The 14498-nt window shown below is 36.4% G+C and carries 15 protein-coding genes; 3 read left to right on the top strand and 12 right to left on the bottom strand.

Annotated features, from left to right (window positions below):
- Nucleotides 1–8 precede the first annotated feature (8 nt).
- From D1003_RS02790 to D1003_RS02780, 3 genes are all read left to right on the top strand, one after another.
- Nucleotides 9–2081 (top strand): protein-disulfide reductase DsbD, encoded by a 2073-nt coding sequence (locus D1003_RS02790; protein ID WP_153935641.1) that lies wholly within the window; start codon nt 9–11, stop codon nt 2079–2081.
- Between the two features lie 231 nt (nt 2082–2312).
- A complete protein-coding gene (locus D1003_RS02785; protein ID WP_153935640.1) occupies nt 2313–3071 on the top strand; it encodes an alpha/beta fold hydrolase in 759 nt (252 codons plus the stop codon).
- 446 nt (nt 3072–3517) lie between these two features.
- Complete coding sequence (locus D1003_RS02780) at nt 3518–4801, top strand: NAD-dependent succinate-semialdehyde dehydrogenase (RefSeq protein WP_153935639.1); 1284 nt, start codon at nt 3518–3520, stop codon at nt 4799–4801.
- Between the two features lie 81 nt (nt 4802–4882).
- On the opposite strand, the gene pyk is transcribed toward D1003_RS02780, so the two are convergent.
- The 12 genes from pyk to D1003_RS02715 form a co-directional block, all read right to left on the bottom strand.
- A complete protein-coding gene (pyk, locus tag D1003_RS02775) occupies nt 4883–6328 on the bottom strand; it encodes a pyruvate kinase (RefSeq protein WP_153935638.1) in 1446 nt (481 codons plus the stop codon).
- The gene (locus D1003_RS02770; RefSeq protein ID WP_153935637.1) at nt 6321–6791 is read right to left on the bottom strand and encodes an IPExxxVDY family protein; all 471 of its coding nucleotides are present in this window, start codon (nt 6789–6791) and stop codon (nt 6321–6323) included. Before D1003_RS02770 ends, pyk begins: the two co-directional genes overlap by 8 nt.
- On the bottom strand, nt 6778–7521 hold the full coding sequence (locus tag D1003_RS02765; RefSeq protein WP_153935636.1) for a ribonuclease III family protein: 744 nt from the start codon (nt 7519–7521) through the stop codon (nt 6778–6780). The genes D1003_RS02770 and D1003_RS02765 overlap by 14 nt, the downstream gene beginning before the upstream one ends.
- A 3-nt stretch (nt 7522–7524) precedes the next feature.
- Entirely contained in the window at nt 7525–8769 is a 1245-nt protein-coding gene (gene fabF / locus D1003_RS02760; RefSeq protein WP_014937892.1) for a beta-ketoacyl-ACP synthase II, read from the bottom strand.
- Nucleotides 8770–8797: 28 nt separating this feature from the next.
- Nucleotides 8798–9037, bottom strand: coding sequence for an acyl carrier protein (locus D1003_RS02755; RefSeq protein WP_004917181.1), 240 nt, complete (start codon nt 9035–9037; stop codon nt 8798–8800).
- Nucleotides 9038–9191: 154 nt separating this feature from the next.
- On the bottom strand, nt 9192–9707 hold the full coding sequence (locus tag D1003_RS02750; RefSeq protein WP_153935635.1) for a hypothetical protein: 516 nt from the start codon (nt 9705–9707) through the stop codon (nt 9192–9194).
- A 57-nt stretch (nt 9708–9764) separates the two neighbouring features.
- Complete coding sequence (locus D1003_RS02745) at nt 9765–10154, bottom strand: hypothetical protein (protein ID WP_153935634.1); 390 nt, start codon at nt 10152–10154, stop codon at nt 9765–9767.
- A 223-nt stretch (nt 10155–10377) separates the two neighbouring features.
- Nucleotides 10378–10881: a hypothetical protein gene (locus D1003_RS02740; protein ID WP_052911358.1), complete on the bottom strand. Its 504-nt coding sequence runs from the start codon at nt 10879–10881 to the stop codon at nt 10378–10380.
- Between the two features lie 235 nt (nt 10882–11116).
- Nucleotides 11117–12472 carry an oligosaccharide flippase family protein gene (locus D1003_RS02735; protein WP_153935633.1) on the bottom strand — a complete coding sequence of 452 codons (1356 nt, stop codon included), beginning with the start codon at nt 12470–12472 and terminating at the stop codon, nt 11117–11119.
- Between the two features lie 113 nt (nt 12473–12585).
- Entirely contained in the window at nt 12586–13080 is a 495-nt protein-coding gene (locus tag D1003_RS02725) for a hypothetical protein (RefSeq protein ID WP_153935632.1), read from the bottom strand.
- Nucleotides 13081–13105: 25 nt separating this feature from the next.
- On the bottom strand, nt 13106–13891 hold the full coding sequence (locus D1003_RS02720; RefSeq protein ID WP_052911353.1) for a (Fe-S)-binding protein: 786 nt from the start codon (nt 13889–13891) through the stop codon (nt 13106–13108).
- A 57-nt stretch (nt 13892–13948) separates the two neighbouring features.
- The gene (locus D1003_RS02715; protein WP_153935631.1) at nt 13949–14491 is read right to left on the bottom strand and encodes a GNAT family N-acetyltransferase; all 543 of its coding nucleotides are present in this window, start codon (nt 14489–14491) and stop codon (nt 13949–13951) included.
- Nucleotides 14492–14498: the final 7 nt, after the last annotated feature.

The following is a 14498-nucleotide window of genomic DNA, read 5'->3' as shown; positions in this document are numbered from 1 at the left end:
AAAAAGTTATGAAACTGAGACACTTATTACTTTTATGGTGGACTATGCTAGCCGTAAGCTTCTCGGCCCAAATAAAAGACCCCGTAAAATTCAAACTAAAAGTTAATGAATTGGGCAACCAAGAATATGAGGCTGTCCTTACCGCCACCCTAGAAAATGGTTGGCATATCTACTCCAAAGATTTACCCGAAGACAGTGGTATTCCTACTGAAATGAAAGTTTCAGGGACGAATATAGTTCCTGTGGGTAAAATTGTAGAAATTGGTAAAAAACACGACGAATTTTCAGAAGCCTTTGGTGCTAGGATTGTTTACTTCTCTAATACAGCCACATTCAAACAGAAATTTAAGCTAAAAGACGCTTCCAAACCTGCCAATGTAAACGTAGAAATTACTTATCAAACTTGTAATGACCGTGTATGTTTAGCTCCTAACACTTTAGAATTTGAGGAAAAAATTAAGGCTAATCTTACAGAAACCAACTCTAAAGAAAATGAACAAACACCATTACAAGAGGTTATTAAGGACACGGTAAACCAAAATACAAATCTAACCTCGGCAGAAAATATAACATCGTCCACACAAGCACTACAAGGAGAAAATTCTCTAAAGGTAGAATCTTTAAATCCTAAAGCACCACTTACCGACTGTGGCATAGCTACGGAAGAGGAAAGCTCTAGCAACTGGTGGATTCTTATTTTAGGCTTTATTGGAGGACTTATTGCATTATTAACGCCTTGCGTTTTCCCTATGATTCCGCTCACGGTTTCATTCTTTACCAAAGGAGCTACCAATAAGGCTAAAGGTAAACGAGATGCCATTATTTATGGAATATTTATCTTAGTAATTTTTATTTTATTAAGTATCCCTTTCCATATTATAGACGGCATTTCTGGGAATATCTTCAATGATATTTCTACCAATGTTTGGCTTAACTTGTTCTTCTTTGGGATATTCTTATTCTTTGCGTTGAGCTTCTTTGGATATTACGATATTACACTCCCAAGCTGGATTGCCAACAAATCTTCCAAAGCAGAAGAAGCTGGTGGACTGATTGGTATTTTCTTTATGGCTCTTACTTTAGTAATTGTATCGTTCTCTTGTACGGGACCTATACTTGGTAGCTTACTCGGTAGCGCCGTTACTGGTTCTAGCGATGTACCAATGCTTCTCACCTTTGCCTTAGCAGGTTTCGGGCTGTCTTGGGCCATTGTATTCGGTACATTGGCATTGTTCCCTCAAGCGTTACAATCTTTGCCAAAGTCTGGTGGCTGGATGAATACCGTAAAAGTAATACTAGGTTTTATAGAGTTAGCCTTAGCTCTTAAATTCCTTTCTAAAGCCGACCTTGTATCCAAAACTTTTTTATTAAAACGAGAACTTTTCATTGTATTGTGGATTATCATTACCATAGGACTTGTATTATATCTATTTGGAAAAATAAGATTTCCGCACGATGATAAAAACGCCAAAATATCCACCACTCGTAAGGTTTTCGGAGTACTTGGGATTGGGTTTGTTATTTATCTAATTCAAGGTCTTGTACCTTCGGACAGACCTAAATTACAACTACTAAGTGGCATTTTACCTCCTATCAATGTAAGCTACTTACACAACGAACAAGAAGGCATCTTAGGTATGCACCCAGAACACGACTTTTTCGTAGCTCTGGAACAAGCTAAAAAGGTAAACAAACCTATACTGATAGATTTTACAGGCTATGGTTGTGAAAACTGTAGAAAAATGGAAGAGTTCGTATGGTCTGAACCTGACATCTTGCCTATCTTACAAAATGAAGTTGTCCTAGCGTCCTTATATGTAGATGATAAAGAAGAACTTCCTGAAAACGAACAAATAAAAATAGATATGGGGGGCGGTCAGAAGAAAAAAGTGAAAACAATAGGAGACCGCTGGAGCCTTTTCCAACAAGTGAATTTCAATAATAATTCTCAACCCCATTATGTATTGGTAACGCCTGACGGAAAAGTCATCAATAAACCTGTCTCTGGATATATGCCAAAAGAAGAGTTTAAACAATTCTTAGAATGTGGTGTAAATTGGTTCAAAAAAAATAAAAAGTAATTTAAAAATACAAAATCCCTTCCTTAAAGTCTAGCGGAGGGGTTTTGTTTGTATAAACGCCTACTGCGTAAGGGATAGAGCGGATACCCCACAGGGAAGAAGCCGCGGAGCGAAGCGGAGCGGCAATGACCGAGGAGTAGAAGCGATAGCCCGACCCTAGCCGTGGGAATAACCTAGGCAAAGGGATACGCCCTTATCTTAGTATTATAAAAAAATAACTTTTTGCTGAATATGCTTAATTACGAAATTTCTGGTGAGGGACAAGAACCTTTGGTCTTGTTGCACGGTTTTTTGGAAAACAATAGTATTTGGAACGATTTGGAGCCGTATTTATCCGAGCATTTTAGCCTAATCAAAATAGATTTACCAGGACACGGAAAATCGGAGGTGATGGGCAAAGTCCATACGATGGAACTAATGGCGGAAGAAGTGAAAAAGGTAACAGACCACCTCAATCTGTCTAGATTTCATATTTTGGGGCATTCTATGGGCGGTTATGTAAGTCTTGCTTTTGCAGAAAAATGGCATACGCAACTTAAAAGCCTCACGCTTTTTTTCTCTACCTTCCAAGCTGATGACGACGCTAAAAAGGAACTGAGAAGAAAAAGTTTTAGAATCATACAAGAAAGTTTTTCTACTTATGTGGGAGCTGGCGTTCCGCTTTTGTTCAATCCAAACGAGAGAGAACAGCTGGATTCTAAAATAGAACAAGCCAAGAAAATCGCACTAAGCACACCTACACAAGGGGCTCTAGCCGCCGTAAAAGGTATGATTGAACGAACAAATAAACGAAATCTACTTGAACAGATAGAAACCAAAGTACTGGTATTGGCAGGGCGATACGATGCCGCTATAAACCACGAAGCATTGCTTAATCTTTTGCCACAAAGAGCCTCTATAAAGCACTATCTCCTAGATTGTGGACACAACGGACATTGGGAACTCCCTAAAAATTGTGCAGAAATTATCAATAAAGAATTGATTTGTTAAAAAAATACTAGTCAAAAATTAATTAAAGTGAAAATAGGAAGTTCCATTAGCCCCCTATCCTTTGCTTTTATCAAATTTATTTTCTAAATAAGAAAATTATTAAATAAATATTTAATTTTTTTTCATCTCAAAAAAACTCATTACTTTATAAAATAAAGAAGACCTTTTTAACCTCTAAGTTAAAATTTAGGACTTTATATATTAGAATTAGAAAAAAAAATACTGTCAAACTGACACAAAAAGCAAAGTCAGATTTTGGGGTTTAGTCGAAGTTCTCTCGAACACCTCTCGAACCTACCCCGAAGCGATACCCTGTAAAAAAAGACTGCCAAAATGACAAATCCCATCAATATTAAGAGTATAAACTTAACAAAATCCAACATTTTATACTTAAATTTGTAGCTTTCTCCCCTTAAATAGGGGCTTCAATTTAAAAATAAACAAGAATGATTGATAAAATTGACCTTGCTAACACCGAATTTAACCAATGGAAAAACCGCTCTTTTCAAGAGAGACAACTATTGTTCAAAAACTTAGCAGATATATTAGACGAGCAGAAAAACACTTATGCTAATATCATTACCACAGAAATGAATAAACCCATTTCTCAAGCCTTATCGGAGATAGAAAAATCAGCAATGATGACTCGTTTCTACGCCAATATAGACGCTGATGTACTAGCTCCAGAACATATCGAAACAGACTTTAATATTAGCCAAGTTCACCATACGCCTCTAGGGGTAATTTTAGGTGTAATGCCTTGGAATTTTCCTTTTTGGCAGGTACTTCGTTTTGCAGTACCTACTATTTTAGCAGGAAATACCATTATCGTAAAACACGCGTCCATTTGTACCCAAAGTGGAGATGCCATAGAGGAGGCTTTTCTAAAAGCAGGTTTTTCTAAAGGTGTATTCCAACATTTAAAAGTAGGGCATCAAGACATCGAAACTATACTAAAGCACCCCGCTGTACAAGGTGTAAGCCTTACAGGCAGTGATTTAGCAGGAAGTAGTGTAGCTTCCATAGCGGGAAGAGAAATCAAAAAATCAGTTTTAGAACTTGGTGGTAGTGATGCGTTTATTGTTTTAGAAGATGCTGATTTAGAACAAGCGGCAGAAGTAGGTGCTTTAGCAAGATTACAAAACTGTGGACAAACTTGTGTCGCTGCCAAAAGGTTTATCATTCACCATAATGTAGCCAATACTTTCCTAGAATTGTTTACTAAAGCCTATCAAAAGTATCAACCATCAGACCCTCTAAATCCCAACACCATATTGTCGGGTATGGCAAGAAAAGACCTCGCTGATGAACTAGAACAACAATATCAAAAAGCAATTACTAACGGAGCAGAAATCATCATTCCCTTAGAACGATTGTCTGATAAAGAATTTAAACCAGGGCTTATCTTAGTAAAAAAAGGAAATCCTATTTTAGCCGAAGAATTATTTGGACCTCTCGGTATGGTAATGATAGTTCAAACCGATGATGAAGTTCTAGACTTAGCCAATGATATTCCATTTGGATTAGGAAACTCCGTCTGGACTAAAGACCAAAACAAAGCCCTTGATTTTGCTCTAAAACTAAATTCTGGCACTGTGGCTATCAACTCTATGACCAAATCTGACCCAAGACTTCCGTTTGGTGGAGCTAAAAAATCAGGCTATGGGACAGAATTATCTACTTTAGCACTTAAAGAGTTTACTTATCCTAAAACCGTCGTAGGAAATTAGAATCAAATTTCATCACCTAAATAAAAAAACATCAGACATAAAATCTGATGTTTTCTTTTTTATCTTTAATAGTATAATTCTCTATATTGTAGATAGCCTTAGTGTATTGGTTTTTCCACCATTATGTACTGGCATTGCATTAAGATTAACCACAAAATCTCCTTTTTCTACAAAGCCATAGTTGCAAGTAAGCATATTAACTTGTATCACGGTTTCGTCCGTAGTTTTCTCCATATCATAGTAGAACGCTCTAACGCCCCAAAGCAAGTTAAGCATCGTAAGTACCCTTCTATTAGCACTATAAACAATAATGTGAGAGTTTGGTCTATGTGCAGAAATTTGGAACGCTGTATAGCCAGAATGAGTCAGTGTAACAATAGCCTCCGCCCCTGAACTCTTGGCTATATTAACTGCTGATAAACAAATCTTATCCGTAATAAACCTTTCGTCCACACAACTTATCTGATTATCCAAAATACTATTTCTGTCGTAGTAGTAGTTGGTCGTTTCTATACTCTTTACGATCTTAGACATATTCTTCACTACATCTACAGGATAACGCCCTACAGAGGTTTCTCCCGACAACATCACCGCATCAGCACCATCTAACACCGAGTTTGCCACATCGTTTACCTCTGCTCTAGTAGGTGTAAGGCTTGTAATCATTGTTTCCATCATTTGGGTAGCAATAATTACTGGCTTAGCGTAAGCTCTAGCTTTTTTAACCAAAGTTTTTTGAATTACAGGAACTTCCTCCATAGGCACTTCCACTCCTAAATCTCCTCGAGCCACCATAATCCCATCACATTCCATGAGAATTTCGTCTATATTTTTCACTCCTTCAGGCTTCTCTATTTTGGCGATGATAGGTGTTTTAAAGCTATTCGTTGGGTGATTTTTAATAAGTTCCTTTAAATCTTTTATATCTTGTGCATGACGAACAAACGACAATGCAATCCAGTCTAACTCTAAGTCTAAAATAAAATTAGCATCTTTAATATCTTTCTCTGTAAGTGCAGGAAGCGACACATTGGTATTAGGAAGATTAACCCCTTTTTTAGAACTTAATGGTCCTCCTTGTATCGTTTTAGCACGAACGGTGTCTTTTAAGTTGGTCTCGATAACCTCCAACACCAGCTTACCATCATCTATTAAGATTCTTTCCCCTACTTTTACATCTTGAGGGAACTGCTGATAAGTCATATATACCCTAGTTGAATCTCCCTCTACATTTTCGTTAGTAAAAGTAAGAATATCCCCAGGATTAAGATAAGAGCCTTCTTTTACAATCCCTACCCTTAGTTTAGGACCTTGTAAATCTCCTAATATCGAAACTGAGTAACCATATTCCTGATTGATTTCTCTTATCAGCTCCACATTTCTTCTCACCAAATCATAATCTGCGTGAGAAAAATTTATTCTAAAAACATCTACACCTGCTTTAACCAACTCCAACATCGTTTCTTTGGAAGATGATGCCGGTCCTAATGTTGCTATTATTTTCGTTTTCTTTAATTTCTTATTCATAGTACTGAATGGTTTGATAGAGTTCTTGCTCTGGGCTTAATGATATTTCTTGTATTGGAAATACCAAGCTACTAGGCAACAAAATTACAGAAAAATCATATAAAAAATCCTTTGTTAACAGAATATAATCTACATCTCTATACTCTGGCAACAAATAGACCTCCTCCACTAGATTTGAAAACAAATCATAATGACCTCTGTCCTCTAGTCTAGTATCATAATATTTATTCGCTATAAAAGTGTATGTACATTTAGTAATTTCATCATAAGTTTGATACTGTACAAACAAATACAAGCGCTCTCCTTTTTTTAAAATAAAATCCTTCTCTCTGCTAAACTTAAAGCTATTTAGGAGGTTGATATTAAAAAACAATTCATAATCTTGTATTTTTCGAGAAAGTCTTAATAATCCTATTGAGATTTCTTCTTCCTCTAGATCAAGAAATATTTTATTGTCTTTCAATTATCTTTTCTTTTTTGTTTAATGTATAAAATGCTCTTTGTGCAGCCTTTTCTTCCGATTTTTTCTTAGAAGTTTCCGTAGCACTAGCCACTTTACTACCACCTACAAAAATATAGGTTTTAAACATCTTTACTTTACTTGGTAAAAACTCTTCCTCGGTTTTGTAGTCTATCTTAATTTTATTCTTTTGACTCCACTCTAACAACAAACTCTTATAACTTATAATTTTATTTTCAAGTTTAAGCATTTCCGAATGAGTAAGAATCTTAGATAACACCACTTTTTGACATTTTTCGTAGCCAAAATCCATATAAATAGCTCCAACCAAAGCCTCTAAGAGATTTCCCGACAGGTCTGCTCCAAACTTAGAACCATTTTTCAAAACTAGAGAAGTCAAATTTAACTTTTCTCCTATCTGATTAAGGTTCTTCCTATTAACAATCTTAGATTTCATCTGGGTTAGAAACCCCTCGCTCTCCTGTGGATACTGCCTGTAAAGATAATAAGAAACTATACTCCCTAGAACGGCATCTCCTAAGAACTCCAATCTATCATAATTGAGCTGACTAGAAGGGCTTTTGAGAGAAAAAGCCTCCTGATACCAAGAGACTTCTTTAGGCTGTATACCTAATATTTTTTTCAATTCTTTTACTATAAAAGTCTCTCTTTGTGTATATTTTGGCTTCTTTCGTCTAGCTAAAATCCTGTTGAAATAGCGTCCGATTTTCATTCTTTAGACTTTCTTGAATAGCACACACGCATTGTGTCCACCAAAGCCAAAAGTATTACTCATTGCAACATCAACCTTTTTTTCTACTGCTTTATTAAAAGTAAAATCAAGACGACTATCTATTTTTTCATCGTCTGTAAAATGGTTAATTGTAGGTGGAACAACATCGTGAATAATAGTTCCTATGGCAGCAATAGCTTCTACAACACCCGCAGCTCCTAGCAAATGCCCCGTCATAGACTTTGTAGAATTGATTTGTATATCAAAGGCGTGGTCGCCAAGTAATCTAGAAATTGCGTTAGATTCTGCAATATCTCCTAATGGCGTAGATGTCCCATGCATATTGATGTGATCTACCTCATCAGCAGTTACGCCTGCATCTTCTAAACAGTTCTTCATTACCAAATAAGCTCCCAATCCTTCTGGGTGTGGTGCCGTCATATGATGTGCATCTGCACTCATACCCCCACCTTTAAGCTCTGCATAGATGGTAGCCCCTCTTCTCTTAGCGTGTTCATACTCTTCTAAGATAATACACCCCGCACCTTCTCCTAGAACAAAACCATCTCTATCTTTATCAAAAGGTCTAGAAGCTGTTTTAGGGTCGTCATTTCTTGTAGAAAGTGCCATCATCGCATTAAAGCCGCCCACTCCACTTGCCGTTACTGCAGCCTCGGAACCTCCACAAACAATAACATCAGCTTTACCAAGCTGGATTAACATTTTAGAGTCTATGATTGCATTTGCCGAAGACGCACAAGCCGATACCGTAGTATAGTTAGGTCCGTGGAAACCATATTCAATAGAAATATGCCCTGGTGTAATATCCGCTATCATTTTAGGAATAAAAAACGGATTAAATCTAGGAATATCCGACTTTGCCCAGTCTAAAACTTCCTTCTCAAAGGTTTCTAGTCCACCAATACCAGACCCCCATACAACCCCTACTCTGTTTTTATCAACCTCTGTACTAGTTATACCAGAGTGTTCTATGGCTTCTCTAGCGGCTACAATTCCCAATTGAGTATTTCTATCCATTTTCTTTGACTCTTTTCTGTCAAAAAAATCTAATGGATTGAAGTTTTTAACCTCGCAAGCAAATTTAGTTTTAAAATTAGTGGCATCGAAAAGAGTAATTGGAGCAGCACCGCTCTCACCTTTTACAAGGTTTTCCCAATATTCTTTAGCATTATTTCCAATAGGTGTAATAGCACCAAATCCGGTAACAACTACTCTTTTCAATTCCATAAATTTAAGTTTTTGATAAAAATACTAATTATTTATTTACCACTTCTTCTACATAAGCAATTGCGTGCCCTACTGTAGTGATTTTCTCCGCTTGATCATCAGGGATTTGGATATTGAATTCTTTTTCAAATTCCATAATAAGCTCCACAGTATCTAGCGAATCTGCTCCTAAATCATTAGTGAAACTAGCTTCTGGAGTTACTTCTGTTTCCTCCACATCTAACTTATCTGCGATAATCGCTTTTACTCTTGATGCAATGTCTGACATAATATTACGTTTTTAAAAATTATTATTCGGTGCAAATATATGAAATTTCATATCAAATTATATTCTTTTTGAAAAAATTTAAGGTAGTTTAGGTAGAGTAGGTGGGTGGATAGAAAGCCTCTATACCCTTGATGGAGAATATAGAGGCTGTGATTTAGAAACTGTAGCCCAACCTTAGATGGAGGTCTATCTCGCCATAGTTACGATTATTAAACTCGTGTCGGAAGCCTAGCCCTGCTCCTACCTCATAATGCAAGTTGTTGCCCAAATTACGTCTAATCCCCCATTTGGGAACAATGGAAATACTGCTGTAATCGGTATAATTTGAACTAAAAGACTTTTCGGGTCTGTAAGATATGCCTACGGTTAAGAAATTGGCCGCATTAGACGAAGTATCTCGCCCTTTCTCTGCTCTTTTTTTGATATTGTAGTAGTATCTCGGTTCTACAGATGCATCTAGAAACCAAGCCGTGCCTGTGCCTACATACCATTTGGGCATTGTTCCTAATTCGGTGCGTAGTGCGAGTTGGTCTGCCAGACCTACTTCGGTATTCACCCACGCTCCCACAAATCCTACCTGCACATTGTAGGCGGTGGGTTCTACTTTCCCTCCTTCTTGCCCAAAGCAAAGAGTGGAGGCTAATCCTATTAAAAGTGTTAATTTTTTCATTACTTAGTAATTTGTTATCAATTCCCTAATCTCATAGACTCTTGTATATCTAAAGCATTATTTAACTTTATTGTTACTAGTTAGCCTAATCTGTAACATACCTCCAGATATGCATAATAAATTAAATATTTCTATAATTAATGACATATAATACTCATATTCATAATATTCTTTGATCATAGCTATCTGAATTCCAGTTAATACGAATAAAATCAAAAAATATATAACGGTATCCAGTCCTTCAAATATATGAGGCCTATTTAACAATGCCTTATCTAATAGTACATAAGACACAATTACAAAAGCTAATGACACTATGTTAGCTATACAGTATGCATTTTCACTTTTAAAATCTTCATCTTCTAATAGCATTACCCCCATTATGGTTAATAAATAAAACATAAATTGGGCAGTAAATACCCCCATCATATATACAAATCTTCTCATAAATTTATTTTAGTTAATGTTATTTTAATCTCCACAAGGTCTAATTTACACCCTATAGGGTCTGTTTTGGAGGTTGCAGGGTCTAAAATAGAGCCTACGGGGTTCAGTTAAGACCTTACAGAGGTAAATCTAGTGGTGGTAAGGTCTAAATTAAAGCCTCCCAACTCTATTTTTAGCCTTGTAAGGTCTTCGTTTGCCCCTTTAGCCTTCATTATACTATTATCTAGGCTTTATTTTCTTCGTCTTTGGTATTGGTAGTACCGCTAGTGGCGGCTGCTCTGGTCTGATAATGGGTGCTAAGATCTTTGTAAATACTGGTAGTCCCTGCTTGGTTTTGGGTGGCTAAGAATTTTACATAACGGTAGTAAGATACTGCAGCGGTGTAGTTGTCGTAATCCAAAAGTGTTTTAGTGTCTGTCATCATTTCTATCACTCGGTCTAGTTTCTTCAGAGGGGCTTCTAGCTGGGTTCTTGCGAGATAGTCTTTATCAAATTCTGCCTTGTCTATGGTAGGCGGCACTGTGCTAGGGTCTTGCTCCATATAGAGTTTGCATTTGTCTACCAGCACCTTGTTTTTGTCTGCTATACGCCCATATTGCCTTCTTTCTTCTGGAGAGAGGTTGATTGCCTTGGACTGGATAACGCCGAGTATCGCTCCGATGGCATCATCTATCGTTTTGAGTTCTTGTGCCGAAAATTCTACTGAAATTAAATTGTCAATTGCCATTTCTTTTGTTTTTTTGGTGTTAAAAATATACGAATTACACTATTTCTCAAATATAAAAATAACAATAAGCCAAAATCATTGCATTTCTATCGTTGAGTGTGAACCAAATTTACATACTTGCATTTATATACGCAATACCTCGCCGTATTTTTTTTAATATTAAGCACTCCAAACCGCTTAGACATTAAACTAAACGATAAAAAAAAGCAATAAATTGAACAAAAACTAAGACTTTTTAGCGTTTTATTAGATATTTTACAACCACTCCACTATAAAGAACTCCTGAAAAAAAAACGGCTAATAGATGGGCGTACCCTACCCCTAAAATCCCAAAATAGGGTTGTAAGGCAAAGATGAGGAGGACGAGCAATACTACCGACAGCGTGGAAATGATAAGATGCAACCTCGTCTTTTCAATCGCAAAGACCAAATTACTAAACGGCGTCCTAAGCATCATACCTATCACCGACGCTCCTAAGAAAATATTAAATAAGTGAGTTTGCCCTAAATATTGAGTTCCAAAAAGACTCATAATTTCATTGGCATAAGCTGTTCCCAAGCCCAAAATCAATACTGATAGCGCCGAGAATAAGACTAAATATTGAGTAATGTACCTTTTGATAAATGCTTTATCTTGATGGTGTTTGCACAGTTTAGGGTAATCGTTATGAATGAACACTCGTGATAAGAAAATTAAATTTAACGGTATGAGCGAAGCCGTTTTGTATTCCGCCAAGACCCCCTCACTAAACAACACCCCAATCATAAATATATCCGTAAGCAAAAACAACTCTTGCATAAGGCTCGCAGCGGCGGTAGAAAGGTTAAATCGCCAAAGTGATTTTACCGAGAGTGGTTTCAGTTCTACTTTTCTGAACTTCCTAAACCCCAAAAAGAAGATAAAGTAAGGCGACAAACACAAGGCTAAGACATAACCCCTAAGCCCTAACAACGGTGTAAGCCCCAATGCCAACGCCAACAAGGCAACACTACTGACAATCTCCAAAAGAGCAAATTTCCTATTACGGAAAGCGGCTCTACAAGAGGCTTTATAGACTTCCAAAAAGAATAATCCCACAAGCCTTACCAAGAACCACAACACCAAAAAAAAGACTTCTAATTGTTGCCCAAACATTACCAATGCAAGTATGAAGACCAACGCATTTATAACCAACTGCCCCAACAAACCGTAGTGTAATGAATAAGCCTCTAGGTTTTTAAAATCGGTTGAGTGGTCCAGCTGACTGCCGTATTTTAGCAATCCTTGATAAGTACCCAACCCCACAAAAGGAATAAAAAAAGAAATAAAATTTTGAGCCTTAAACACCATTCCCAAATCTTCTTTTAGTAATACTCTAGCGACATAAATATTAACGAGGAGCAAGGCTAATTTGGAAATCAGCATTGCCGAAGCCGTCCAAAAACCGTCGTTCTTGAAAAAAGATTTTAGAAAAAGTATATTTGATTTTAAGACTTTTAATACTGACAAAATAGCTGTAATTTTGTTTCGGTAAAAATAATAACTTACAGATGACTTTCCTAAATATAGCCTACCAAAAATAAAATACGATACCTTTTTAGGTTGGGGCATCGTAGGACTTCATTTATTTTTGTACTTTTTCAGCAATACGCTTTTTGTGGAAATATGGGTTTTAGGATTGCTCTTTATTTCAAAGTCGCAGTGGAGCAATATCTCTCAGCTCCCTAAGATTCTACATAAATACCTGCCCAACTTCTCTTAAGCGGCAGAAGAAAATCCGATAAAAAAGCCACATAGGTAGATTTAGAAAAATCAAACACTTCTATCTCTTGAGAGAGTTTCCCCTCCCTTAATGCCGAGCGAAACTCTTGTAATTTCATAGTTTTCACTTCGCCATTTTCTACGAAACAGGCCTTCATTCGGTCAAATAATCCTAGTTGATAAGTGGTATCTATTTCCCTCATCACACCATTAAGAGCATCTATAGAACACCCCGAAGCCACCTCTTGCTCCTCATCTATACTAATGATGATAAATTGATTTTTTTCAATCTTAAAAGACGATGACAATGGTTTGCCGTGCGCCGCCCAAACGGAAAGAAAGTCAAAAAGTTTTTCTGTAATTTCTTTACTTTCCTTAGGTAAAAAAGGTCTAGAGGCTGGATAAATAAGCACTCTATAATCGTTGGTTTCTACTATATTAGATTCTTCTATTTTCATATAACAAGTTTATAAGATAACTCAACTATAAATCCTCTGCTTCTGCCAAAAGTTCTACAATATCTTTAACCTCTACTTCTGTGTTTTTATTAAAATGCTTCACACCGTCCGTCATCATCGTATTACAGAAAGGACAACCCGTCGCGATAACATTAGGTGTTTTTGCTAAAGCCTCTTCTGTTCTTTCTATGTTTATATCTTTTTTTCCTTTTTCTGGCTCTTTAAACATCTGTGCCCCTCCTGCACCACAACACAATCCGTTTTGTTTGCAACGCTTCATTTCAACCAGCTCTGCATCTAATTTTTTGAGTAGTTCTCTAGGTGCTTCATACTCGTTATTGGCTCTACCGAGGTAACAAGGGTCGTGGAAAGTGATTTTCTTACCTTCAAACTTACCGCCTTCTATCTTCAGTCTTCCCTCCTCCATAAGTTGCTTTAAAAACTGTGTATGATGTAGCACTTGGTAATTCCCACCAAGACTAGGATACTCATTCTTTAATGTATTAAAACAATGTGGACAAGCCGTTACTATTTTCTTGACTTCATAAGCATTAAGGATTTCTATATTGGTAAGAGCCATCATTTGGAAAACAAACTCGTTCCCTGCTCTCTTAGCTGGGTCCCCAGTGCAACTTTCCTCTTGTCCCAATACCGCAAATTCTACCTCTATTTTGTTGAGGATTTTACAAAAGGCTTTGGTGATTTTTTTAGCTCTATCATCAAAACTTCCTGCACAACCTACCCAAAACAAAACCTCGGGAGCTTTACCTTCGGCAGCGTATTCCGCCATTGTTTTTATTTTGAATTCCATTTATTTGTAATCTTAAATTATTTTACTTCACTTTGGTTGTATACTATACTTGTATGGCTACATCTGTTCATTTATTATTGCGTATAAAATATGATTCTGATATTGACCATTTTTACATGTACGGCACTTAAGAACCCCTTCTTTTTTCATTCCTGATTTTTCTAAAACTCTACCCGAAGAAATATTAAAATCAAAATGTGACGCAAAAATTCTTTTCAATTTTAAAGTTTCAAATCCAAATTGTATAATTGACTTCACAGCTTCGGTAATATAGCCTTTATTCCAATATTTTTCATCTAACCAATAGCCTAACTCTGCATTATTAAAGCGTTTGTTTAATCCCAAATCAATTCCTCCAATAATTTCGTTATTTTCTTTCAAGCGAATGGCAAAAATATATTGATTTTGATTGTTAATTCCATCTTTAGCAAGTTGTAACCAAAACTCAGCATTTTTTCTAGTATAGGGATAGGGAATATTGATGGTGTTTTTTGAATAAACTTCGTTATTCAATATTTCAGTGATTCTATCTAAATCAACATTTTTAGGAAGACTTAATATTAGTCTTTCAGTCTCAATTTTGGGTAAAATCTCTTCCATTACAAAT

Origin of the sequence: Riemerella anatipestifer, assembly GCF_009663465.1 — a bacterium.
Classification (GTDB): Bacteria; Bacteroidota; Bacteroidia; order Flavobacteriales; family Weeksellaceae; genus Riemerella; species Riemerella anatipestifer_C.
This window is presented reverse-complemented; position numbering and strand designations above follow the sequence as displayed.